We start from the raw sequence: 24,175 nt of genomic DNA, 5'->3' as shown, positions 1-24,175 counted from the left end.
TGTGATTCCGCCCAAGCGGCTATCCTGACCGCATAATTACCCGGACCAACCGGGGAACATGAGGCAGAACATTGGCGGGCAGGTCGAGCAGGTCGGCCCCGAAAGTCGCAGTCCTGATGGGCGGACCCTCGGCCGAGCGCGAGGTTTCGCTCTCGTCGGGGCGTGAATGCGCGGTTGCGCTGCGGCAGGCGGGCTATGAAGTCGTCGAATTGGATGCGGGCAGGGATCTGCCCGCGCGTCTGGCCGAACATGCGCCGGACGTGGTCTTCAACGCCCTGCATGGCCGTTGGGGCGAGGATGGCTGCGTGCAGGGCCTGCTGGAATGGCTGGGCTGGCGCTATACCCATTCCGGCGTGCTGGCCTCGGCGCTGGCCATGGACAAGTCCCGCGCCAAGGAGATCCTGCGCCTTGCCGGCCTGCCGGTGCTGGACAGCCTGATCGCCGATGCCGCCGAGGTGCGCGCCCGTCACGTCATGGCGCCGCCCTATGTGGTCAAGCCGAACGACGAGGGCTCCTCGGTCGGGGTCTATATCGTGCACGAGGCCGCCAACGGCCCGCCGCAGCTTTCCGACCGGATGCCCGCGCGGGTCATGGTGGAGACCTATGCGCCGGGGCGCGAGCTGACCGTGGCCGTGCTGGGCGACCGCGCGCTTGGCGTGACCGAGATCGTGACTGAGGGCTGGTACGACTACGACGCCAAATACAAGCCCGGCGGCTCGCGCCATGTCATCCCCGCCGAGATCCCGCCGGAAATCGCCGCCGCCTGCCGCGACCAGGCCGTGCGGGCGCATCGGGCGCTGGGCTGCCGCGGGCTGACCCGCACCGATTTCCGCTGGGACGAAAGCCGCGGGCTGGGCGGGCTGATTATCCTCGAGGTGAACACCCAGCCCGGCATGACCCCCACCTCGCTTGCCCCCGAGCAGGCGGCCCATGCCGGCATGGACTTTCCCGCGCTTTGCCGCTGGATCGTCGAGGAGGCGCTATGCAGGGCCTGAACCCCTTTCACCGCGGCCAGGGGCCGGGCGGGCGGCCGGCGCCGGTGCGTCCCGCACCCGCGCGTCCCGCCCCGGTGGCGCCGCGCACGCCGCGCAAGGATCCCGCGCCCTCGCGCCTGGCCTACCGGCTGAACCGGATGATGCTGCGGCCGCTGGTGCGGCGGCTGGTGCATGTCGGCCTGCCCGCCTTTCTGGCGGCGCTGGTGGCGGGGATCTGGCTGTCGGACGACACGCGCCGCGCCAACCTGACCGGCGGCATCGACGCCATCGTGGACCGCATCCAGCACCGCGACGAATTCATGGTCAGGATGATGACCATCGAGGGCGCCTCGCCCGCGGTGGACAAGGGGCTGCGCGCCATGCTGCCGGTGGACCTGCCGGCCTCGAGCTTTGACATCGACCTGGAAAAGCTGCGCGAGCGGGTGCTGAAGCTGGATGCCGTCGAGGCGGTGGACCTGCGCATCAAGCCGGGGGGGGTGCTGTCGGCCGTCGTGACCGAACGGGTGCCGGCCCTGCTGTGGCGCCATGCCCGCGGCATCGAGCTGCTGGACAAGACCGGGCACCGCGTCGCCTCGGTCACGGGGCGCGAGGTGCGGGGCGACCTGCCCATCGTCGCCGGCGAGGGCGCCGACCGCGCCGCGGCCGAGGCGCTGGCGCTGATCGATGCCGCCGGGCCGATCCTGCCGCGGCTGCGCGGGTTGGAGCGCATGGGCGAGCGGCGCTGGGACGTGGTGCTGGACCGCGGCCAGCGTATCAAGCTGCCCGAGGACAAGGCGCTGCAGGCGCTGGAGCGCGCCATCGCGCTGGACCGCGCGCTGCACATGCTGGACCGCGACCTTTCGGTCGTCGACCTGCGGCAGGAGGCGCGGCCCGTGGTGCGGCTGGGGCTGGAGGCGCAGAACGCCATCCGCCGCGCCCGCGGCCAGCCGGAACTGGGCGCGGACGGATTGCCGCTGCCGCCCGACGCCGCGGCGGGGGCGACGGCGGGCAAGGCGGCAAAGACCGCGCGGAAAAGCGGCTGACAGCGCAAAGGAGGCAGGTGAGATGAAGGATCTGTATCAGGGCCAGCGGGCAATGCGGAACATGCGCCGCCAGGCCATGCAGCGCGGCGTCATCGCGGTTCTGGACATCGGAACCTCGAAGATCGCCTGCCTGGTGCTGCAATTCGACGGCCCGAGCCAGTTCCGCGAGACCGACGGCGTCGGCCCCATGGCCGGCCAGTCGAATTTCCGCGTCATCGGCACCGCCACCACCCGCGCGCGCGGGATGCGCTACGGCGAGATCGAGACCATGGCCGAGACCGAGCGCGCCATCCGCACCGTGATCCAGTCGGCGCAGAAGGTCGCGGGGGTGCGCGTCGATCACGTCATCGCCTGCATCTCGGGCGCGCGCCCGGCCAGCTATGGCCTGGCCGGCGAGATCGTGCTGCCCGCCGGCAAGGTCGGCGAGGGCGACGTGGCCCGCGTCCTGGCCGCCTGCGAGGTGCCCGATTTCGGCCGCGGGCGCGAGGTGCTGCACGCCCAGCCGGTGAACTTTGCGCTGGACGGCCGCTCGGGTCTGTCGGACCCGCGCGACCAGTCGGGCAGCCGGCTGGCCTGCGACATGCATGTGCTGACCATCGACGGCGATGCGGCCAGCAACCTGGTGCATTGCATCCGGCGCTGCGACATGGAACTGGCGGGCGTGGCCTCGGCCTCATACGCCTCGGGCCTTGCCGCGCTGGTCGAGGACGAACAGGAGCTGGGCGCCGCCTGCATCGACCTGGGCGGCGGCACCACCGGGGTTTCGGTCTTCATCAAGAAGCACATGATCTTTGCCGATGCCGTCCGCTTCGGCGGCGAGCTGATCACCCAGGACATCGCCAAGGGGCTGCGCGTCAGCCATGCCGTGGCCGAGCGGCTCAAGACCCTGCATGGCGGGCTGGAGGCCACCGGCCGCGACGACCGCGAGATGATCGAACTGGGCGGCGAGACCGGCGACTGGGACACCGACCGCCGCAGCGTCAGCCGCGCCGACCTGATCGGCATCATGCGCCCGCGGGTCGAGGAGATCCTGGAAAAGGTGGGCGAGATCCTGGACGCGGCCGGCTTCGACTGCATGCCCTCGCGCCAGATCGTGCTGACCGGCGGCGGCAGCCAGATTCCGGGGCTCGATGCGCTGGCCGCGCGCATGCTGGGGCAGAACGTGCGCATCGGCCGGCCGCTGCGCATCCAGGGCCTGCCGCATAACGCGACCGCGCCGGGCTTTTCCTCGGCCATCGGACTGGCGCTGCTGACGGCGCATCCGCAGGACGAATGGTGGGATTTCGACATGCCCGCCGAGCACTATCCGGCGCGCAGCCTGCGCCGGGCCTATCGCTGGTTCCGCAACAACTGGTAGGGGCGCGGAACCCGGATGCGGTGGTGTGGGCGGGCGCCTCCACCACATGCAGCAGAATGGGCAAGATGCCGCCGAAAACACCAGCGTCCACCGCGATATTTGGTGTGCGAACTGTGTTTTTCGGGTGACGCTCGGCGCGAATCTGGCTAGGCTGGCTGGTATACGGGGATTCGACCGGACTGCGCTTATGTCCGGCGCAACAGATGAAGGCAGGCGAGAGATGGAACGGCAGATTCACCTGATGCTGAATGATGACCAGGAACTGAAGCCGCGCATTACCGTCTTCGGCGTCGGTGGCGCGGGTGGCAATGCGGTCAACAACATGATCGACAAGCAGCTGGAGGGGGTCGAGTTCGTCGTGGCGAATACCGACGCCCAGGCGCTGCAATCCTCCAAGGCCGAAAGCCGCATCCAGATCGGCCCGAAAGTGACCGAGGGGCTGGGCGCTGGCGCCAAGCCCTCGATCGGTGCCAAGGCCGCCGAGGAGACGATCGAGGACATCGTCGATCACCTGATGGGCGCGCATATGTGCTTCATCACCGCCGGCATGGGCGGCGGCACCGGCACCGGCGCCGCCCCGATCATCGCCCAGGCCGCGCGCGAGATGGGCATCCTGACCGTCGGCGTCGTGACCAAGCCCTTCCAGTTCGAGGGCACCAAGCGAATGCGTCAGGCCGAGGAGGGCGTCGAGCAGCTCCAGAAGGTCGTGGACACGCTGATCATTATCCCCAACCAGAACCTGTTCCGGCTGGCCAACGAAAAGACCACCTTCACTGAAGCCTTCGCCATGGCCGACGACGTGCTCTACCAGGGCGTCAAGGGCGTGACCGACCTGATGGTGCGCCCGGGCCTGATCAACCTCGACTTCGCCGACGTGCGCGCCGTGATGGACGAGATGGGCAAGGCGATGATGGGCACCGGCGAGGCCTCGGGCGAGAACCGCGCCGTGCAGGCCGCCGAGAAGGCCATCGCCAACCCGCTGCTGGACGAGATCAGCCTGAACGGCGCCAAGGGCGTCTTGATCAACATCACCGGCGGCTATGACCTGACGCTGTTCGAGATGGACGAGGCGGCCGAGAAGATCCGCGAGAAGGTTGATCCCGACGCCAACATCATCGTCGGCTCGACGCTGGACCCGTCGATGGAAGGCTCGATCCGCGTCTCGGTGGTGGCCACCGGCATCGACGCCTCGGCGGCCGAGCTGCCCGTGCCGCGCCGCGGCATGAAGGAGCCGCTGACCCAGCACCCGCCCGTCGCGCAAAAGCCCGTCGAGGAAGAGCTGCCGGTTCCGCCGCGCCGCGCCGCGCCCCTGGTCGAGCCCGCCCCGGCGGCGCGCGTCCAGCCCTCGGCTCCGGCGGCACGCTATGACGAGGACGACATGCCGCGTCCGGCCTATCAGCCGGACCTGCGCCAGCCCGCCGCGCCCAGCGACGCGCTGAACGGCGATGCGGGCGGCTTCGTCGCGCCCACCCGCCCGCAGGCCCCGGCCGGCACGCCGTCGGATGCGGTGATGCAGCGCCTGGCCGCTGCCGTGCAGAAGGCGCCCGAGCGCCAGGCCGCGGCCCAGAATCGCGCCGCCCAGCAGCAGCCGGCCGAGCAGGGCCGCGCCCAGGGCCGCATGGGCGGGCTCAGCCGGATGCTGGAACGCATCTCGGGCCATGGCGAGCAGGCGGACAAGCCCGCGCCCTCGACCATCGCCGAACGCGTGAACGAGCGCGTCGCGGCCCGCAACCGCGGCGGTTTCGACGCCGGTTTCGACGATCTGGCCAGCCCCGACCGGGCCGGCGACAATGTCGAAATCCCGGCTTTCCTGCGCCGCCAGGCGAATTGAGCCGATCACAAATTTCCGGCGACGACTTCGTGAAGGACCGCTTCGGCGGTCCTTTTTTCATTTTTGATCATGGCGTTACCGATGCAGGTGGGGGGCGGGGCGCAAGCCGCGGCCGATTGTTTCACCCCGTTACAAAAGGTTATTTGAGCAATCGGCGGGGGATGCCTAACTGATCCTTGCGCCGCGGATTTCTTGCCGTGGCACGCTCAGTTCACAAGAATCGGCAGGCAAGACCATGCAGACCACCATCGCTCAGAAAGCCCAGTTCCGCGGCGTCGGACTGCATTCGGGTGCGGCCGTGCGGCTGACGATCCTGCCGGCGCCGGCGGATCACGGCATCGTCTTCGTGCGCACCGACCTGGGGGGCGCCCGGATCCCGGCGCGCTGGGACCATGTCACCCCCTCGCAGCTTTGCACCCTGCTGGACAACGGCCGCGGCGCCACCGTCTCGACGGTCGAGCATGTGATGGCCGCGCTGTCGGGCACCGGCATCAACAATGCCGTGGTCGAGGTGAACGGGCCGGAAGTGCCGATTCTCGACGGTTCCTCGGCGCCTTTCGTGCAGGGCATCCTGGAAGCCGGCCTGCGCCGGCAGGCGGCGCCGCTGCGCGCGATCCGCGTGCTGCGCGAGGTCGAGGTGCGGCAGGGCGAGGCTTTCGCCCGCCTCTCGCCCGCCGACCACCTGGAGATCCATTTCGACATCGACTTCGTCGACGCGGCGATCGGCCGCCAGGAAAAGCACCTCGACATGGCAAATGGCAGCTTCGTGCACGAGCTGATGGACAGCCGCACCTTCTGCCGCCAGGCCGATGTGGTGCAGATGCAGCGGAACGGGCTGGCGCTTGGCGGCACCTATCTGAACGCGGTGGTCGTGGATGGCGACCGGGTGCTGTCGCCGGGCGGGTTGCGCCACCGCGACGAGGCCGTGCGTCACAAGATGCTGGACGCGGTGGGCGACCTGGCGCTGGCCGGTGCGCCGCTCCTGGCGCGCTATACCGGCCACCGCGCCGGCCATGCCATGACCAACAAGCTGCTGCGCGCGCTTTTCGCCCAGCCGGAGGCCTGGGAATGGGTCACGCTGACCCCGGCGATGGAAAGCCGTCTGCCCGGCGCCGGGGTGATCGCCTCGGCCGCGCGCCTCGCCCCTCGCAACCGCCAGTTGGCCGTCGCCTGAAGGTGGCGGCCCTGCGCCGGTTTAGCCGTTTTGGCATTTTGCGCAGCCCGATTTTCTGTGCTAGGACGGCCGGGCCGCGCGGGCCTTCTGCCCATGCGGGAACGTGAATTTCTGACGGGCGGGATGGAATGACAGGCATCAGATCGGGTTCCTTGGTCGCGGCTGTGCTGTCGTTGGGCCTGCTGGCGGGCTGTTCGGGCGGTGCGGGGAAAAAGCCCGAATCATTCGAGAATTTCACCGCCGAACAGATCTACAAGCGCGGCGAATACGAGCTGGAGAATTCCCGCCGCCCCAAGGATGCGGTGCAGTATTTCTCCGAAGTCGAGCGGCTTTACCCCTATTCCGAATGGGCCAAGCGCGCGCTGATCATGCAGGCCTATGCCTATCACCGTGCCCGCGACTACGAAGAGGCGCGCGGCGCCGCGCAGCGCTTCATCGACACCTATCCGGGCGACGAGGACGCGGCCTATGCGAAATACCTGCTGGCGCTCAGCTATTACGACCAGATCGACGAGGTCGGCCGCGACCAGGGCCTGACCTTCCAGGCGCTCCAGGCGCTGCGCGAGGTGATCGAGCAATATCCCGACACCGAATATGCCCGCTCGGCCATCCTGAAATTCGACCTGGCCTTCGACCATCTTGCCGCCAAGGAGATGGAGATCGGCCGCTACTACCTCAAGCGTGGGCATTACACCGCGGCGATCAACCGTTTCCGCGTCGTGGTCGAGGAGTTCCAGACCACCACCCACACCCCCGAGGCGCTGATGCGCCTGGTCGAGGCCTATCTGGCGCTCGGCCTGAACGACGAGGCACAGACGGCGGGCGCGATCCTGGGCCACAACTTCCAGTCCTCACCCTTCTACCAGGATGCCTTTGCGCAGCTGCGCGGCCGCGGCCTGCAGGCCGAAGCGCGCGGCGACAGCTGGCTGACGCGGGTCTATCGCCAGGTCATCCAGGGCAAGTGGCTGTAGCCCGGCGATGCTGCGGCATCTCGACATCCGCGACATGTTGCTGATCGACCGGCTGGAACTGGAGTTCCGGCCGGGCCTCAACGTGCTGACCGGCGAGACGGGGGCGGGCAAATCGATCCTGCTCGACTGCCTGGGCTTCGTGCTGGGCTGGCGCGGCCGCGCCGATCTGGTGCGCGCCGGCGCAAGCCAGGGCGAGGTGACGGCGGTCTTCGACCTGCCGCCCGGCCACCCCGCCCGCACCCTGCTGGACGAGGCGGGCTTTCCGGTCTCGGACGAGCTGATCATCCGCCGGGTGAATGCCGGGGACGGGCGCAAGACCGGCTGGATCAACGACCGCCGCGCCTCGGGCGAGGTCTTGCGCACGCTTTCGGAACTGCTGGTCGAGCTGCATGGCCAGCATGACGACCGCGGCCTTCTGAACCCGCGCGGCCACCGGCTGCTGCTGGATGCTTTTGCCGGGGTGGACCTGGGGCCGGTCCGTGCTGCCTGGGCCGCCCGGCGCGAGGCGCGCGCGGCGCTGGAACGGGCCGAAGCGGCGCTGGCGGCGGCGAAGGGCGAAGAGGATTTCCTGCGCCATGCCGTGGCCGAACTCGACAAGCTCGATCCGCAGCCGGGCGAGGAGGCGGAGCTAGACACGCGCCGCCGCGCCATGCAGGGCGCCGAACGCATCCGCGAGGACGTGGCGCGGGCCTTGCAGGCCCTGGGGCCGCAAGGGGCCGAGGGCGCGATGCTGGATGCCGCGCGCTGGCTCGACGGTGCCGCCGAGCGGGCCGAGGGCCGGCTGGAGGCGTCCGCCGCCGCGCTGCAGCGGGCGCTGATCGAGCTGGGCGAGGCGGTCTCGGGCGTCGAGGCGGCGCTGGAGGCGATGGATTTCGACCCGCGCGAGCTGGAGACGACCGAGGAGCGGCTGTTCGCGTTGCGGGCGCTGGCGCGCAAGCACGATGTGCTGGCCGACGACCTGGCAGGGCTGGCCGATGCCTTGCGGGCCCGGCTGGGCCGGATCGACGCGGGCGAAGGCGACCTGGCGCGCCTGCGCGAGGCCGTGGCGGCGGCCGACGCCGCCTATGGCGCGGCCGCGGCGGCCCTGTCGGAGCAGCGCGCCGCGGCCGCCAAGCGGCTCGATGCCGCGATGGCGGCCGAACTCGCGCCGCTGAAGATGGAGCGGGCGGTCTTCGAGACCCGGCTTTCCGCGGCCGAGCCGGGCCCCGAGGGCTGCGATGCCGTGGCCTTCACCGTCGCCACCAATCCCGGCGCCCCGGCCGGGCCGCTGGACCGCATCGCCTCGGGCGGCGAGCTGTCGCGCTTCCTGCTGGCGCTCAAGGTCTGCCTGGCGCGCGGCAATGACGCGCTGGTGCTGATCTTCGACGAGATCGACCGCGGCGTCGGCGGCGCCACCGCCGATGCGGTCGGCCGTCGCCTGGCGCGGCTGGCCGAGGGCGCGCAGGTGCTGGTCGTCACCCACAGCCCGCAGGTTGCGGCGCTTGGCGGGCATCATTTCCGAGTGGCGAAATCGGTCGCGGGCGGCATGACCACCTCGAACGTCGCTGCGCTGACCGCCAGCCAGCGCATCGAGGAAATCGCCCGCATGCTCGCCGGCGAAGAGATCACCGCTGCGGCCAAGGCGGCCGCGCGCGCGCTGCTTGAGCCCAAGGTCGTAGGCTCCTGATGCCGCATCCTGGGGGCTAGCCCGCGCTCATTGCCTGGGCCGGCTCCTTCTTCTCGGACAGCCGGTCGCGCGATTCCGACAGGCGGGCATGCATGAGATCGTGGGCCTGCTGCGCGTGTCTCTGCCGAATCGACTCGAAGATCGCGAAATGTTCGTCGAAGACGCGGCTCAGCCCGCTGGCCTCGCGCTTGACCGACACGCCGTGAAAGCGCATCCCCACGGTGATATGGTCCTTCAGGGCCGCCATCGCGGTCGAGAAATAGCTGTCCTCCGCCGCGATGGCGATGGCGAGGTGGAACTGGAAATCCGCATCCTCTCGATGGACCTGAGGATTGGTCGCGTCGCGCCTATGCTCCAGCGCGTCGCGGATCTGCGCCAGGGTTTGCGGGTCATGGCGTTCGGCCGCGAATACGGCGGCTGAGGGTTCCAGCGTCAGGCGGGATTCATAGCAGCTGAGCAGGTCCGGGACGTTTTCAACGGGCCAAAGCCCAGCGGCTGCTTAAGCCCGATCGCGCGCACGAAACTGCCCGCACCACGGCGCGAATAGATCAGCCCGTGTTAGCGCAGAGGTTTCAGCGCATCGCGGATGACGCGGGGCGAGACCTCGAACTCGGCCGCCGCTCGTCCGGTTTGTAGGAGCCGGACTTGATCGCGCGCTCCATACGTTCATAGACGATTTCGCCAAGGCTTTTCCGTGCGGTCTTTTCCACTGCTGGCATCACTACTCGCCCCGAAACATCGCCAGAATGGTGGCAAGGGTTTTTTCATCGCCGAAGCCGCCTGATTTCGCAATGATGCGGCGGTCCCCGGCAAAGGCGACCGGCAGGCATTCCCCGCGCAACTCCAGCGCCGTCCGCGCCCATTTCGGCCAGCACGGCCTCGGCTGCGGCGCCGCCGGTCAGAAGCATCGCCTGGCGTGGCCTGCACCAGCAGGTCGGCGGCGCCGGACAGGCTTGCGGGATCGTCCAGATCGCCCCGCGGCACCCCGGCGCCTGCGACTGCTGGCGCGCATCCGCTGCTCCTGCCGCATGGCTTTCGCTGAACATCGATGAACTGCCTCTGGGAGGAAAGATCGTGATCCGCAAGACCGCAATGCTGGGAGGGCTGCTGCTGGCGACCTGCCTGACCGCGGCGGCCATGGGCAGGACAGGGCCGTCAGGATCGTCATGGCCGAGGATGTGGACCTGCTGGAGCCCTGCATGTCCACGCAATCGACCATCGGCGCGGCGCTGTTGCAGAACATCAGCGAAACGCTGACCTATCTCGATGTGGGCGGCTGCGGCGGATTGCAGCCGAAACTGGCCGAAAGCCGGGAACAGCTGCCCGACGGCAGTTGGCGGTTCGAGCTGCGCCAGGGTGTGACCTTCTCGGACGGCACCCCCTTCGATGCCAGGGACGTGAAGCATTCCTTCGACCGGGTGATGAGCGACCAGATCACCTGCGAGGCCAAGCGTTATTTCGGCGGCATGACCGTCAGCGCCGGAGTGGTCGACGACCATGCCATCGACTTCAAGGCCGATCCGGTCCAGCCGATCCTGCCGCTGCTGTCGCTGGACTTGATCGTCCCCGAGGGAACCCCGATCGAATTCACCCGCGCGCCCGTCGGCACCGGCCCCTATGTGCTGAGGGACTGGACCCCCGGCCAGCAGATCGTCCTGGCCGAGCGCGAGGGCTACTGGGGTGACAAGCCTGCCGTCAGCGAGACGACCTATCTGTTCCGCACCGATCCGGCCGTGCGCGCCGCCATGATCGCGGCCGGCGAGGCGGATATCGCCCCCTCGATTGCCGCCCCGGATGCGACCAACCCGGGCCGACTTCTCGTATCTGGACAGCGAGGCGATCTGTATCAGCCTGGATCACTCGATGCCGCCGATCAACGGCCTGCGCGTGCGCAAGGCGCTGAACATGGCCATCGATCGCGAGGCGTTCATCGGCACCCTGCTGCCCGAAGGCACGCTGCAGGCGACCGCGCTGTTCCCGCCGCCCTTCTTGGGCTGGAACGAGGAGGTGCAGTCCCGGAAATACGCCCCCGAGGGCGCCAGACAGCTGCTGGAGGAAGCCGGGGCCGATGGCGTGCCGGTCGATACCAAGATGACGCTGGTGGCACGCCCCGGCAACTTCCCCAACCTCACCGAGGTGATGGAGGCGATCCAGCAGCAGCTGCACGAGGGGGTTTCAGCGTCGATCTGCAATTCTATGAGATCGCCGAGTTCCAGAAACTGTATTCCAAGCCCTATCCGACCGATCGCGGTCCGATGATGGCGACGGCGATGCATGACAATTCCAAGGGCGACCCCTCCTTCACGATGTTCTTCAAATATGCCTCCGAAGGCCTGCAATCGGGCATCAGCGACCCCAAGGCGGACGACCTGATCGCCCGCGCCTCGGCCGCGACGGGCGAGGGATGCGCCAGGCTGTGGTCGGAACTGCAAGCCTATCTGCATGACGATGTGGTCGCCGATGTGCTGCTGTTCCATTCGGTCCGCTTTGTCCGCGTCGCGCCGCGCCTGGAGTGGAGGCCGAACATGTCCACCACCTTGTCGCTGCCCCTTGGCGGGATCGCCTTCAAATGAGCCGCCGCCGGGCGGGGCGCGTCCCCGCCCGTCCCGTCTTTGACAGGAGCCTTCCATGTCGAGTTTCATCCGCAAGCGGGCCTTTGCCAACCTGGTCTCCCTGTTGGGTCCGGTGGTGATGGTGTTCTTCCTGTCCCGCCTGACCGGCGATTCCGCGTCGCTGTTCCTGCCGGTCGATGCGACCGAACAGATGCGCGAGGAATTTCGCCAGCTGCACGGGTTCAACGATCCGCTGCTGACGCAATTCGGCCGCCATGTCTGGGATCCGCTGCACCTGGATTTCGGCGCCTCGATCCGCCGCGCCCGTCCCGCCATCGACGTGGTGCTGGAGGCCTTCGTCTGGACCTTGCAACTGGCGGTCATCACCATGACCCTGGTCGCAGTCGCGGTCATCGTCGTCGGCTTGCTGGCTGCGTTCCGGGCGGGCGGCCTGTGTGACCGCATCGCCCCGCTGACTTCGCTGATCGGGGCCTCGGGGCCGGATTTTTTGGGTCGCCATCGTCGCCTTCGTGGTGTTCTCGGTGGGCCTGGGCTGGCTGACCACATCCGGCACTGGTACCGTCTGGCACCGGATCCTGCCGATCGCCGTGCTGTTCATCCGGCCCTTTGGCCTGATCGTGCAGGCGGTGCGCGGCTCGATGATCTCGGCCCTGTCCTCCGCCTAGGTAAAGACCGCCCGCGCCCAGGGGGCGCGTTCGCCCCCCATCATCTTCGTCCACGCCCTGCGCAACGCCATGCTGCCGGTCGTCACCGTGATCGGCGACCAGGCGGCGGCGCTGCTGAACGGGGCCGTCGTGGCCGAGACGATCTTCGGCTTCCCCGGCGTCGGCAAGCTGATGATCGACGCTATCCTGCAACGTGATTTCAACGTGGTGCTGGCGGCGATCATGGTCATGGCGCTGGCGATCATCGGCCCGTCATGGCTGGATGCGGGGCACAGAAGCAGAACCTGCGCGGCCGCAATGCCCCGCCCTTCGAATGGGAGCGCGGGTGGTTAGGGATCATGGGCGCCGATGCGCTTGGCCGCCCGCTGCTGGCGCGGATCATCGTCGCCACCCGGAACACCATGACGGTCGCCGCCGGCGCGGTGCTGTTCTCGGCCGACATCGGATCGGCGTTTGGGCTGGTTGCGGGCCATGCCGGGCCGCGGGTCAGCCAGGTCATCATGCGGCTGGCCGACATGATCATGTCCTTCCCGTCGCTGCTGATCGCGGTGATCGTGCTCTGTATCCCTGGCCCCTCGGTGCTGAACCGGATCATCGTCCTGGCGGATCACCCGCATTCCGGTCTATCTGCGCACCACCCGCGCCGAGGTGCTGGAGGTCAAGCAGAGCATGTTCGTTTCGGCCGCCCGCGTCATGGACGCATCCTCGGGGCGGATCATCTTTCGCCATATCCTGCCGGTGGTGCGCGATTTCGCCGATTACGTCATGGTCATGCAGCGCGGCAAGGCCGTCGCGCCGGGTCCGGTGCGTCTGGTGTTCGAGGGCCGCGCCAGCCCTGTACCCAGGCGCTGCTGGCCGCGGGCCTGGATCCCGATCCCGAGATGCAGGCCCGCCGCCGCGAGGCGCGGCGATTGCTGGCGGCGTGCTGGGCTAGTGGCCTGGCCTGACGCCGCGGCTCCGGGCCGGGCCAGAGGCTTCATTCCCGATTGGATCGCATCGGTCGGAAAAAGGGGGGCAGCAAGCCCCCCTAAGTGCTCAGGCATTAGGCTGGCGTTGCGAGCTGTGCCAGGGCAGGGCGATCCGCTCCATCACGTCGACGGCATAGAACAGGATCGTGCCCATCACCCCCAAGAGCACCAGCGAGACGAAGACCCGCGTGGTGTCGAACTGGCCCTGGGCGGTCAGGACCAGGAAGCCCAGGCCGCGGCCGCCGGCGACGAACTCTCCGACGATGGCGCCGACCAGCGCGAAGGAGATGCCGACCTTCATGCCGGAAAACAGCGAGGGCAGGGCGTTCGGCACCCGGATCTTGTAGATGATGTCGAATTTCGAGGCCCGCGTCGCCTTGGCGAGGTTCAGCATGTCGGGATCGACCGAGCGCAGGCCCAGGACGGTGTTGATGACGATGGGAAAGATCGCCAACATCACCGCCACCGCCAGTTGCGACGACATGCCGGTGCCCAGCCAGATCACGAACAGCGGCGCCAGCGCCACCTTGGGAACCGAGTTGATGGCGATGAGCAGCGTATAGACCGTACGCTCAAGGAATTTCGACTGCACGATGCCCACCGCCATGACCACGCCCAGCACCACGGAAATGGTGAAGGCCAGGCCGGTGGTCATCAGCGTGTAAAGCATGTTGCGGATGAACACCCAGGGGCTTTGCATGAAAGCGGCCCAGATCGCCGAGGGGGCGGGCAGGATGATCGCCGGCGGATTGAAGAGCCGCACCCCAATTTCCCACAGCAGGATGGTTCCCAGAAGCACCAGGACGATGTCCAGCGAGCGGTTGTCCCGCATGATTTTTGCGATGAGGCTGTTTTTCATTCCTTGAGCACTCCCAATTCGGCGAAATGGTGGCGGATACGCTGGGCATAGACGCCGAAGGCATCGGATTCGCGCACCGACAGCGGGCGCGGCCGGGGCAGGTCCACGTCGAAGACATCGACGATACGGCCGGGCGTGCGCGACATCATCACCACGCGGTCGGCCAGGAAGACCGCCTCGGAAATCGAATGGGTGATGAAGATCACCGTCTTGTTCGTCTCTTGCCACATCCGGGCCAGCTCGACGTTCAGGTCGTCGCGGGTCATCGCGTCCAGCGCGCCGAAAGGCTCGTCCATCAGCAGAAGGTCGGGATCGCAAAGCAGCGCCCGGCAGATCGAGGCGCGCTGCCGCATGCCGCCCGACAGCTCCCAGGGGTGGCGCTTTTCATAGCCTTTCAGCCCGAAGCGTTCCAGCAGCTGCAGGGCGCGTTCGCGGTATTGCTCGCGCGGATGGCCCAGGAACTCGGCCTGCAACAGCACGTTGTCCAGGATGGTGCGCCAGTCCAGCAGGACGTCGCGCTGGAACACCACGCCCATGCGGTCCGGCGGGCCGGACAGCGGCTTGCCGGAAACGGTGATGCCGCCGGAGGTGATGTTTTCCAGCCCGGCCAGGCATTTCAGCAGCGTGCTCTTGCCGCAGCCGCTGGGCCCGACGATGCTGAGGAACTCGCCCGGGCGCACGTCCAGGTTGATGTCGCTGAGCGCGACGACGGGCCCGTGCTGCGAGGGATAGGTCTTGCCCGCGCCCTTGATGCGCAGATAGGTGTCGGTGGTGGTGTCGGCCATCATGTTCATGCTCACCGCCTCATTCCGGGATCAGGTCGTTGGTGAAATAGTCGGCGACCTGCCAGCCGGGGTCGACCACGCCGGCGCGCTCCATGCCCTTCAGCGCGGCTTCCCAATCCTCGTCCGCCTGCCAGCCGATCGGCTTGCCTTCGGTCGCCGGCGTGTCGAAATATTCCACGGTCAGGCGGATCTGCTCGCGCAGGACGTCCGGGTTCAGCATCGCATCGGGACGCTGGGCCAGCATCGCCTCGACGCCCAGGTCGGGATTGCTGGCGATTTCCGCCCAGGCGCGCTGCTGGACCTCGACCAGTTTCTTCAGTGCATCCGCCCGGTTCTTGATCGTGTCGTCCGAGGCGACAAGGCCGTAGCTGGGGAAATACAGGTCGGCGGAATCCGAGGTCAGGCATTTGGACGGCCGCTGCGCCTCGGCGAGCGGCAGGGCCGAGGCGACGGTGGACATCATGGCGTCCGCACGCCCCGAGGTATAGGTGCCCCACAGCGCCGAGGCATCGACGAATTCGATGGTGGTGTTGTCGCGATCCAGCCCGCCTGCGGCCAGGAAGGTGTCGATATAGGGCGTCCAGGGGCTGGCGGCGAAGACGACGATCTTCTTGCCCTTGAGGTCCGTGATCTGCTCGACGGGCGCGTCCTTGTCGACCAGCACGCAAAGATCGGTGCGGCGGTCCCAGCCGGCGATGCCCTTGACCTTGGCGCCGCCCTGGCGTGCCGCGGGGATCAGGCCCAGCTGGATCTGGCCGACATCGGCCTGCCCGGCATTGACCAGCTGCAAGGTATTGCCCGAGCCGCGCCCGTCCTGCACGTCCACGTCCAGCCCCGCCTCCTTGAACCAGCCCTGCTGCTGCGCAAGGTGCATGGCGGCGTGACTGCCCCAGGGCGAGAAGTCCAGCCGCACGGTCAGCTTGTCCTGCGCCAGGCCCGGCCCGGCGAGGATCAGCAGCGCGGTGACGGCGGCTGACGGCAAAATCTGCATCTTTCTCATTCGTCCTCTCCTGTCATGTGGCCCGCGGCGAATCGTCCGGGGGTGTTCTTGTTGTCTGGATTATTAATAGCACCAGTAGTCCAATTATAATCAAGTTTCTTTGGGGTATCGCGGCAAAACAGTTGCCAACATACTGTAATATATGAAATAAAAAATCGCTTGTTGGTTTGGAGGTATGCGTGTTACCAAACTAACCAACTAGTCCAATAAGGGTAGGAATCATGATGACTTCAGCGACCAGAACTGCGCGAATCGGCGTCGATATCGGCGGCACTTTCACCGATCTCGTGATGATCGAAGGCGACGGGCGGCTTTATCACGCCAAGGTGCCCTCGACCCCCGCCGCGCCCGAGGAGGCGGTGATCGCCGGCATCTCGGACCTGGTGCGGGCTTCGGGAATTTCGGTCGCCGATGTGCGCGAGATCGTGCATGGCACCACCGTCGGCTCGAACACGCTCTTGCAAAAGGTCGGCGCGCGGGCCGGGCTGATCACCACCGCGGGCTTCCGCGACGTGCTGGAGATCGGCCGGCTGCGCACGCCGAACATGTTCGACCTGCAATGGGACAAGCCCGTTCCCCTGATCCCGCGCCGCTACCGGCTTGAGGCGCAGGAGCGCATCGCCGCCGACGGCACCGTCATCACGCCGCTGGACGAGGCAAGCGTCGTCGCCGCTGCCGCCGCACTGGTCGAGGCGGGGGTGGAATCCATCGCCCTCTGCTTCCTGAACAGCTATCGCAACCCCGCCCACGAACAGCGCGCCGAGGAACTGATCCGCGCGCGGTTCCCGAAGGTCCAGGTCACCACCTCGGTTTCGGTCCTGCCCGAGGCCAAGGAATACGAACGCACCAGCACCACGGTGGTGAACGCCTATGTCGGCCCGGTTCTGGCCGCCTATCTGGAGCGCCTGCAGACCGGCATCAAAAGGCTGGGCGTGAACGCGCCGCTGCTGGTCAGTAACTCGAACGGCGCGCTGGCCTCGGCCGAGACCGCCTGCGAGAAGCCGGTGTTCTTCATCTCCTCGGGCCGGGCCGCCGGCGCCGTCGGCGGTGCCAGGCTGGGCGAGGCGCTGGCCCAGGAAAACCTGGTCATCTTCGACATGGGCGGCACCACCGCCTCGGCCACGCTGGTCAATGGCGGCGAGCTGAGCCGGGTCAGCGAATACGAATTCCGCGCCGGCATCTCGACGCCTTCGCGCTTCATCAAGGCCGGCGGCTACATGATGAGCGTGCCGACCGTCGACGTGGCCGAGGTGGGCAGCGGCGCCGGCTCGATCGCCGCGCTGGACAGCGCCGGGCTGATCCGGGTCGGCCCGCTTTCGGCCGGGGCCGATCCGGGGCCGGTCTGCTACGGCCTGGGCGGCGAGGCGCCGACGGTGACGGACGCGAACCTGGTGCTGGGCTACCTGCCCGAGGAACTGGCCGGCGGGGCGCGGCATCTGGACAAGGCCGCGTCCGAGGCCGCCATCGCGGCGCGGCTGGGCGACCCGCTGGGGCTTGAGGCCGAGGATGCCGCCTATGGCATCCGCGAGGTGGTGAACGCCAACATGGCCCGCGCCATCCGCGCCGTGACCGTCGAGCGCGGCGTCGACCCGCGCGATTTCACGCTGGTCGCCATCGGGGGGTCGGGCCCCGTGCATGCCGCCGCCATCGCCTCGCTCCTGTCGATGGACAAGCTGCTGATCCCGGCCACCCCCGGCGTCTTCACCGCCATGGGCATGCTTTCGGGCGATATCGAGCGTTATTTCACCGCCCCCATCGGCCGCGTGGTCGAGGATGTCGATCTGGCGCGCCTTGCCGAGGCGACCGAGGATCTGCGCCGGCAGGCCATCGCCAACCTGCGCGAGGAAGGCATCCCTGAGGAGGCGATGGAACTGCTGCCCGAGGCGAACATGCGCTTCCGCGGTCAGGAAATGTCGCTGGCCATCCCCTTTGCCGAGCCTTTCGATCCGGTCCGCGTGCGCGAGGATTTCCTGGAGACCTATCGCTCGATCTACAGCTATGTGTCCTCCGACGCGGTCGAGGTGGTCGGCATCCGCATGACCGGCCGCGGGCTGCGGCAGGGGCGGCTGGACTTCCGCAAGCTCTCGGCTCCGGATCACGAAGAGGCGGGGCCGGTCTCGCAGCGCCGGGTCTATTTCGGCAAGGATGCCGGCTGGATCGAAACCCCGGTCTATGACCGCACCCGCTCGCCGCGCCGGCTGACCGGCCCGGTCGTCCTGGAATCGAACGACTCGACCGTGGTCGTGCCGCCGGATGCCACCGTCGAGCGCGACGACTTCCTGAACCTTCACATCCGCCTTTCGTAAGGAGCGCAGCCATGGCCGAGATTTCCGCCAATGACCCGATCACCTTCGCCGTGCTGAAAAGCGCCGTCGAATCCATCGTCGACGACATGGCCTATACGGTGATGCGGACGGCGCGTTCGCCTATCGTCCGCGACGTGCTGGATTATTCGACCACCATGTGCGACGCCAAGGGCCGCATCCTGGCGCAGGCCAAGACCGTGGCGCTGCATCTGGGGGCCGTGCCCGACGCCATGGAGGCGCTGCTGGCGCGGTTCCAGGGCGACCTGCATCCCGGCGACGTCATCATCTTCAACGATCCCTATGACGGCGGCATGCACCTGCCCGACATCTTCATGTTCAAGCCGATCTTCCACGGCGACGAACATCTCGGCTTCTCGGTGGTGATCTGCCACCATTGCGACGTGGGCGGCCGCGTGCCCGGCTCGAACGCCAGCGACTCGACCGAGATCTTCCAGGAGGGGCTGCGCCTGCCGCCGCTGAAGCTTTATGACCGCGGGGTCCGCAACGACATCGTGTTCCAGATCATCGAGCGCAACGTGCGCCTGCCCGATCTGGTCATCGGCGACCTCGAAGCGCAGTTGGCGACCTGCGCGCTTGGCGAGCGCGAGTTGCTGCGCATCGTCGACAAATACGGTGCGCCGACCTTCAACCGGTTCCTGGCCGATTTCCTCGATTACGGCGAGCGCCTGACCCGCAACGAGATCGCCAACTGGCCGGATGGAAGCTACGAGTTCACCGATTACATCGACGGTGACGGCTTCGACCCGGCGCCGATCCCGATCAAGGTGACGATCACCGTCAAGGGCGACCATCTGGACGTGGATTTCACCGGCTCATCGCCGCAGGTCAAGGGCGCGATCAACTCGACCCTGTCCTTCGTGAAATCGGCGACCTATCTGGCGATCCGCTGCACGCTGGACAGCGAGGTGCCGAACAATTCCGGCATGTATCGCGCCATCGACATCGCGGCCCCCAAGGGCTGCTTCCTGAACCCGCATTTCCCGGCGCCGGTGGCGGCGCGCGCCCTGACCGGCTATCGCGTGGTCGATACCGTGCTGGGCGCGCTTTCCAAGATCGTGCCGACGCGCGTCGCCGCGGCGGGCGAAGGCGGCAACTCGGTGGTCTGTCTGGGCGGCTATGACAAGGAGACCCGCCAGCCCTTCGTCATGGTCGACATGATCAACGGCGCCCTGGGCGCGCGCGCCAGCAAGGACGGCATCGACGCGATCACCAACCCCTCGCAGAACATGTCGAACATGCCGGTCGAGCTGATGGAATCGACCTATCCGATCCGCATCGAGGAATATTCGCTGCGCACCGATTCCTGCGGGGCGGGCAGGCAGCGGGGCGGCCTGGGCGTGGTGCGCCAGTATCGCCTGCTGGCCGAAGACGCGGTGCTGCAGCTGCGCGCCGACCGCTACGAGCATCGGCCCTATGGGCTGTTCGGCGGCAATCCGGCGGCGCCCTCGCGCAACCTGCTCAGCCTGAACGGTGGCGCGTTCGAACTGCTGGACAGCAAGGTCACGCGCAATGTCGCAAAAGGCGACGTGATCCGGCACGAACAGGCCGGGGGCGGCGGCTATGGCGACCCGCTGCTGCGCCCGCTGGAGCAGGTGCTGGAGGACGCGCTGGACGGCAAGATCACCCCGGCCTTTGCCCGCGAGCATTATCGCGTCGTGATCGAGGATGGCCGCATCAACGAGAAGGCCACGGCCGAGTTGCGCAACCTGCAACCGGAACTGGCCTGATGCCCGATCTGCGCCGTTTTGCGATCAACCAGATCACCACGCGCGACTGGACCCTTGAGCAGGCGGTGAACGGCTATGCCCGGCAGGGCGTCGCCGGGATCGGGGTCTGGATGGAATATCTGGACGCCGCCGGGATCGGGCAGGGCGCCCGGCTGATCCGCGATGCCGGGCTGTTCGTGCCCTGCCTCTGCACCAGCGCCTGGGTCAATATCGCGGACAAGGGCGGCTTTGCCGCCGCTCTTGCCGAAAACCGTCGCCGCCTGGACGCGGCGGCCGAGATCGGCGCGCCTTGCCTGGTGATCGTGCCGGGCGGGCTGGCGACGGGCGAAAAGGATCTGGCGGCGGCGCGGTCGCGGGTGATCGGGGCGCTGGAAGAGCTTTTGCCCCATGCCCGGCAGGTCGGGGTCAAGCTGGGCCTTGAGCCCCTGCATCCGATGTATGCCGCCGATCGCAGCTGCCTCAACAACTTCGCGCATTGCCTGGATCTTTGCCGCAGCCTGGGCGACAGCGCGGGCATCGTCGCCGATACCTATCATTGCTGGTGGGATGCCGGTTTCATGCCGGGGCTGCGCGAGGCGGGGCCGGAAAATATCCTGACCTTCCACCTCTGCGACTGGCTTGTGCCGACCCGCGATCTATACCATGACAGGGGCATGATCGGCGACGGCGTGGTCGACTTCGCGGCTTACAAGGCGCTTCTCGACGAGATCGGCTATGACGGTCCCTTCGAGATCGAGCTGTTCTCGAAGTTCGACTGGTGGCTGCGCGACGGCGACGAAACGGTCGCCGCTTCGGTCGAGCGTTGTGCGCCCTTCGTGGCGGAAAGGCGGAAGGTGCCGTGCTGAACGGCCCTTCGATGCAAGTGGTGGGGGGCAGATGGCGGAGAAACCCGCTATCCGGGATGCGATCCGGACGCAGGAAAGGATCCTGGCGGCAGCGCAGGCGGAATTCGCGCGCCGCGGCTATGACGGCGCGCGCGTGGATGCCATCGTGGCCCGGGCCAAGGTCAGCAAGAACCTGCTCTACCACTATTTCCGCGGCAAGGAGGATCTGTATATCCGCATCCTCGAACGCACCTACGAGACGCTCCGCCGCCGGCAGAGCGATGTTCCGGTGAACGGACTCGACCCGCTCAGCGCGATGATCCGGCTGTGCGAGAACACCTTCCGGGTCTTCGTCGAGGAGCCGGACGTGATCGTGATGCTGAACACCGAGAACCTCTATCGCGCCCGGCATATCGCCAAGTCGACGATCATCCGCAGCATGTATGACCGGCTGTCGGAAAACCTGCGCGAGATCCTGCGCCAGGGCGAAGAACAGGGCGTCTTCCGCAAGGGCGTCGATCCGGTCGAGCTGTATATCTCGATCTCGGGCCTGGGCTATTTCTACCTGTCGAACCGGCACACGCTGTCGATGCTGTTCAATCGGAAGCTGAGCGCCCCCGAGAATATCGAGCACCGCCAGGCGCATCTGGTCGACATGGTGATCAGCTATCTGACGCGCAAGCCCGAGCCCGGAGACTGGACGCCGGACCTGGCGCGCTGAACCCGGCGCGCCGGCAAGGATCATCCCGACCGCGAGGATTGGCATGGCTGACCGGAATGCCGGCCGCTTCATCGGCACCGCCATCGGGCCGATGCTTTGGGGCACGACCTATGTCGTCTTTGTCGGGGCATTGCCGACGGATCACCCGGTCCTGATCTCTGCCCTGCGGGCGCTGCCGGCCGGGCTCCTGATGCTGCTGCTGGTCCGGCGCCTGCCGCCGCTTCGCATCCTGTTTCCCGTCACCGTCCTGGCGCTGACCAATATCGGCTTGTTCTTCGCGTTGCTGCTGATCAGCGCGGCCCGGCTGCCGGGCGGGATCACCGCCACGCTGGCCGCCTGCCAGCCGCTGCTGGTCGCGCTGCTGGCATGGCCGCTGCTGGGACGGCGGCCAGGGATGGGCCAGATCGGGCTGGCGGTGCTGGGCATGGCCGGCGTCGGGCTGATGGTGCTGAACGGCGGCCTTGCCTTCGACCCGACCGGCGTGCTGGCGGGGATCGGTGCGGCCTTGTCCATGGCGCTCGGCATCGTGCTGATGGAACGCTGGCGCGATCTTGCGCCGCCGGTGCAGATGACGACATGGCAATTGCTGATCGGCGGTATCCTGATCCTGCCCTTTGCCTTGCTGGTCGAGGGCTTGCCCGTGCATTGGGAGATGCGAAACACGCTGGGCCTGGGCTATCTGGTGCTGTTCGCAACCGCCCTGGGCTATTGGCTTTGGGTGGGCGGGGTGCAGCGATTGGGCAGCCGGGTTTCGGTGCTGGCCTTTCTCAGCCCGGTGGTGGCGCTGGTCCTTGGCATCGGCATCATGGATGAGACGCTGGACGTGCAGCAGGTGCTGGGCGTGGTGCTGGTTTTCCTGTCCATCGGCCTTTCGGTAAGGGGTCGGGCATAAGGTCGCCTGCCGGGCAAGCCGATGCCGCCGGCATTTCCCGCCGCCGGCGAAGATCATGGCGATGCCCGTGCCGACGAAAGGCAAGCCTGCCGGTCGGGAAGCCCGGACCCGGACGGGCGGGATGGAGCAGGGCAGAGCGGAAAACGGCCCACCAGGCTGTTTTCCCGGCCTGCAAGGGTGCAGGGGCCGGGCTCGGCTTCCTTCGGCGTCCCGGTGCGGTTCCGACCGTGAAGGAGGACGATCATGGCCGAGAAGCGACACAAGCCCGACGAGATCGTGACGAAGCTGCGGCGGCTTGATGTGCTGCGCGGCCATCCTGCTCGTGAGCTACTCCCCGATCCTTGGACAGCTTTCCGGCTGATTTAAGCTACTGCCTTCGTCTGCTGATCGGTTTCGATGCTGTTGAAGTAGACCACGGCGGGCGGCTGCCCGCCATGGGCGGTGTGGGGCCGTCGGTGATTGTAGAAGGTCATCCATCGACCGATGGCAGACTTTGCCTGGGATCCTGTGCCCCAGGCGTGCAGGTAGACGCATTCATACTTCAGGGATCGCCAGAGGCGCTCGATGAAGACGTTGTCGATGCAGCGCCCTTTGCCGTCCATCGAGATCCGGGTGCCAACGCGCTTCAGCCGATCAGTCCAGGCGAAGGACGTGAACTGTGAACCCTGGTCCGTATTCATGATCCCCGGCGCGCCGAAGCGGTGGATGGCCTCGTTCAGCGCCTCAACGCAGAAGTCGGCCTCCAGCGTGTTCGAGATGCGCCAGGCCAGAACCTTGCGGGTGAACCAGTCCATGATGGCCACCAGATACAGGAAGCCGCGCCGCATCGGCAGGTAGGTGATATCGGCGCACCAGACCTGGCCGGGACGATCCACCCGCAGCCCGCCCAGAAGGTAGGGCCAGGTCTTGTGGCCCTTTCTCGGCTTGCTGGTGTTGGGCTTCTGGTAGATCGGCATCAGGCGCATGAGCCGCATCAGCCGCCGGATGCGCTTCTGGTTCACGCCATGGCCTTCATTCTGCAGATGCCAGGTCATCTGCCGGACGCCGTAGAAGGGCGTATCGAGGAACTGCTGGTCGATCAGCCGCATCAGCCCGAGGTTCCGCTCCGTCTCTCCGGCCGGTTCATGATAGAACGACGAGCGCGAGATCGACAGCAGGCGGCACTGCGCCACGATCGACAGCGCGGGATGGTCCCGCTCAATCATCCCACGCCTCACTTGCCGGTCCACGGCTTGAGCTTTCGTGACAAAAAATCGTTGGCGACGGCCAGCTCCCCGATCTTGGCGTGCAGCGACCGGACCGTCTCCTCATCCACTTCCGCAACGGGCTTTCTGCCGCCGCGCTCGAAGATATCCGCAGCCCCGTCGAGCAGCGCCTTCTTCCACTGGTGGATCATCGTCGGATGCACGCCGTATTCGGCGGCCAGCTCAGACACAGTGCGCTCGCCCTTCACGGCCTCAAGCGCCACGCGCGCCTTGAAGCCCGCGTCATGGTTCCTGCGCTTCCGCATTCCTAATCTCCTTGTCCGTGGAGACCAGCAAACGTCAGATCGTAGCTTCCGTCACTGTCCGATTTCAGGGGAGTAGCTCATTCGTCTCGGACCCGTGCCGTGCAGCGGCATTCGTGGGATCGGGCTTCTTTGCCGCCATTCCATCCTCGTTCGGCCCCGGCGGGCTTGCTCTGCCCGAAAGACGGGGCATGCCCAAGCCGGGCAGGTAAAGTCACATACTATAGTATGCAGATATTCCATTGGGATGGCAATGCCATTCCGTCGTCCGGCCATTGCCCGGCGGGCCGCAGGGCGAAGGACAGGGGCGG

21 protein-coding genes and 1 pseudogene are annotated in these 24,175 nt (G+C 67.4%); 17 read left to right on the top strand and 5 right to left on the bottom strand.

What is annotated here, in order from left to right:
• Nucleotides 1–71 precede the first annotated feature (71 nt).
• From ESD82_RS06735 to recN, 7 genes are all read left to right on the top strand, one after another.
• Nucleotides 72–995, top strand: coding sequence for a D-alanine--D-alanine ligase (locus ESD82_RS06735; protein ID WP_024843496.1), 924 nt, complete (start codon nucleotides 72–74; stop codon nucleotides 993–995).
• Nucleotides 983–2,017 (top strand): cell division protein FtsQ/DivIB, encoded by a 1,035-nt coding sequence (locus ESD82_RS06730; protein ID WP_024843497.1) that lies wholly within the window; start codon nucleotides 983–985, stop codon nucleotides 2,015–2,017. Before ESD82_RS06735 ends, ESD82_RS06730 begins: the two co-directional genes overlap by 13 nt.
• Before the next feature lie 22 nt (nucleotides 2,018–2,039).
• A complete protein-coding gene (ftsA, locus tag ESD82_RS06725; protein WP_147428710.1) occupies nucleotides 2,040–3,374 on the top strand; it encodes a cell division protein FtsA in 1,335 nt (444 codons plus the stop codon).
• Between the two features lie 220 nt (nucleotides 3,375–3,594).
• Nucleotides 3,595–5,205 (top strand): cell division protein FtsZ, encoded by a 1,611-nt coding sequence (gene ftsZ / locus ESD82_RS06720; protein ID WP_147428711.1) that lies wholly within the window; start codon nucleotides 3,595–3,597, stop codon nucleotides 5,203–5,205.
• A 235-nt stretch (nucleotides 5,206–5,440) separates the two neighbouring features.
• Nucleotides 5,441–6,379, top strand: coding sequence for a UDP-3-O-acyl-N-acetylglucosamine deacetylase (gene lpxC, locus ESD82_RS06715; protein WP_024843500.1), 939 nt, complete (start codon nucleotides 5,441–5,443; stop codon nucleotides 6,377–6,379).
• Between the two features lie 128 nt (nucleotides 6,380–6,507).
• Nucleotides 6,508–7,350 carry an outer membrane protein assembly factor BamD gene (locus ESD82_RS06710; protein WP_024843501.1) on the top strand — a complete coding sequence of 281 codons (843 nt, stop codon included), beginning with the start codon at nucleotides 6,508–6,510 and terminating at the stop codon, nucleotides 7,348–7,350.
• Nucleotides 7,351–7,357: 7 nt separating this feature from the next.
• Nucleotides 7,358–9,016 (top strand): DNA repair protein RecN, encoded by a 1,659-nt coding sequence (gene recN, locus ESD82_RS06705; protein ID WP_147428712.1) that lies wholly within the window; start codon nucleotides 7,358–7,360, stop codon nucleotides 9,014–9,016.
• A gap of 16 nt (nucleotides 9,017–9,032) precedes the next feature.
• On the opposite strand, the gene ESD82_RS22110 is transcribed toward recN, so the two are convergent.
• Nucleotides 9,033–9,446 carry a FadR/GntR family transcriptional regulator gene (locus tag ESD82_RS22110; protein ID WP_244314504.1) on the bottom strand — a complete coding sequence of 138 codons (414 nt, stop codon included), beginning with the start codon at nucleotides 9,444–9,446 and terminating at the stop codon, nucleotides 9,033–9,035.
• Nucleotides 9,447–10,182: 736 nt separating this feature from the next.
• Here ESD82_RS22110 and ESD82_RS22440 point away from each other — a divergent pair.
• The 4 genes and pseudogenes from ESD82_RS22440 to ESD82_RS21960 all read left to right on the top strand — a co-directional run.
• Nucleotides 10,183–10,755: pseudogene (locus ESD82_RS22440) on the top strand (ABC transporter substrate-binding protein); the annotation flags it as partial.
• 55 nt (nucleotides 10,756–10,810) lie between these two features.
• Nucleotides 10,811–11,275 (top strand): ABC transporter substrate-binding protein, encoded by a 465-nt coding sequence (locus ESD82_RS22435; RefSeq protein ID WP_322789432.1) that lies wholly within the window; start codon nucleotides 10,811–10,813, stop codon nucleotides 11,273–11,275.
• Between the two features lie 1,018 nt (nucleotides 11,276–12,293).
• Nucleotides 12,294–12,587, top strand: a complete 294-nt coding sequence (locus tag ESD82_RS22100) for an ABC transporter permease subunit (RefSeq protein WP_322789430.1) — start codon at nucleotides 12,294–12,296, stop codon at nucleotides 12,585–12,587.
• Nucleotides 12,588–12,592: 5 nt separating this feature from the next.
• Nucleotides 12,593–13,201 (top strand): hypothetical protein, encoded by a 609-nt coding sequence (locus ESD82_RS21960; protein WP_147428713.1) that lies wholly within the window; start codon nucleotides 12,593–12,595, stop codon nucleotides 13,199–13,201.
• Between the two features lie 88 nt (nucleotides 13,202–13,289).
• On the opposite strand, the gene ESD82_RS06680 is transcribed toward ESD82_RS21960, so the two are convergent.
• From ESD82_RS06680 to ESD82_RS06670, 3 genes are read right to left on the bottom strand one after another with little or no spacing between them, the layout of a single operon-like run.
• A complete protein-coding gene (locus ESD82_RS06680) occupies nucleotides 13,290–14,081 on the bottom strand; it encodes an ABC transporter permease (RefSeq protein WP_208852035.1) in 792 nt (263 codons plus the stop codon).
• Nucleotides 14,078–14,875, bottom strand: a complete 798-nt coding sequence (locus ESD82_RS06675) for an ABC transporter ATP-binding protein (RefSeq protein WP_024843506.1) — start codon at nucleotides 14,873–14,875, stop codon at nucleotides 14,078–14,080. The genes ESD82_RS06680 and ESD82_RS06675 overlap by 4 nt, the downstream gene beginning before the upstream one ends.
• 10 nt (nucleotides 14,876–14,885) lie before the next feature.
• Nucleotides 14,886–15,866, bottom strand: a complete 981-nt coding sequence (locus ESD82_RS06670) for an ABC transporter substrate-binding protein (RefSeq protein ID WP_123130233.1) — start codon at nucleotides 15,864–15,866, stop codon at nucleotides 14,886–14,888.
• A gap of 221 nt (nucleotides 15,867–16,087) precedes the next feature.
• On the opposite strand from ESD82_RS06670, the gene ESD82_RS06665 reads away from it, so the two are divergent.
• The 6 genes from ESD82_RS06665 to ESD82_RS22430 all read left to right on the top strand — a co-directional run bounded on the left by ESD82_RS06665 (nucleotide 16,088) and on the right by ESD82_RS22430 (nucleotide 22,723).
• A complete protein-coding gene (locus tag ESD82_RS06665) occupies nucleotides 16,088–18,172 on the top strand; it encodes a hydantoinase/oxoprolinase family protein (RefSeq protein ID WP_208852034.1) in 2,085 nt (694 codons plus the stop codon).
• Nucleotides 18,173–18,183: 11 nt separating this feature from the next.
• The gene (locus tag ESD82_RS06660) at nucleotides 18,184–19,920 is read left to right on the top strand and encodes a hydantoinase B/oxoprolinase family protein (protein WP_147428715.1); all 1,737 of its coding nucleotides are present in this window, start codon (nucleotides 18,184–18,186) and stop codon (nucleotides 19,918–19,920) included.
• Nucleotides 19,920–20,765 carry a sugar phosphate isomerase/epimerase family protein gene (locus ESD82_RS06655; protein WP_147428716.1) on the top strand — a complete coding sequence of 282 codons (846 nt, stop codon included), beginning with the start codon at nucleotides 19,920–19,922 and terminating at the stop codon, nucleotides 20,763–20,765. The genes ESD82_RS06660 and ESD82_RS06655 overlap by 1 nt, the downstream gene beginning before the upstream one ends.
• A 31-nt stretch (nucleotides 20,766–20,796) precedes the next feature.
• Nucleotides 20,797–21,465: a TetR/AcrR family transcriptional regulator gene (locus ESD82_RS06650; RefSeq protein WP_024843511.1), complete on the top strand. Its 669-nt coding sequence runs from the start codon at nucleotides 20,797–20,799 to the stop codon at nucleotides 21,463–21,465.
• A gap of 43 nt (nucleotides 21,466–21,508) precedes the next feature.
• Nucleotides 21,509–22,357 carry an EamA family transporter gene (locus ESD82_RS06645; RefSeq protein ID WP_024843512.1) on the top strand — a complete coding sequence of 283 codons (849 nt, stop codon included), beginning with the start codon at nucleotides 21,509–21,511 and terminating at the stop codon, nucleotides 22,355–22,357.
• 243 nt (nucleotides 22,358–22,600) lie between these two features.
• Nucleotides 22,601–22,723, top strand: coding sequence for a hypothetical protein (locus ESD82_RS22430; RefSeq protein WP_276330384.1), 123 nt, complete (start codon nucleotides 22,601–22,603; stop codon nucleotides 22,721–22,723).
• Here the strand turns inward: ESD82_RS22430 and ESD82_RS06640 are convergent.
• Nucleotides 22,720–23,867, bottom strand: a protein-coding gene (locus ESD82_RS06640) for an IS3 family transposase (protein ID WP_407672796.1) whose coding sequence is annotated in 2 segments (ribosomal slippage) — nucleotides 22,720–23,579 and nucleotides 23,579–23,867 — 1,149 coding nt in all. Because the reading frame shifts where the segments join, the coding sequence is not laid out codon by codon here. The two genes, ESD82_RS22430 and ESD82_RS06640, sit on opposite strands and share 4 nt — an antisense overlap.
• Nucleotides 23,868–24,175 lie beyond the last annotated feature (308 nt).

The organism is Paracoccus pantotrophus, from assembly GCF_008824185.1.
Classification (GTDB): Bacteria; Pseudomonadota; Alphaproteobacteria; order Rhodobacterales; family Rhodobacteraceae; genus Paracoccus; species Paracoccus pantotrophus.
The sequence above is the reverse complement of the archived record's forward strand: the minus strand, read 5'-3'. Positions and strand labels throughout refer to the sequence as shown.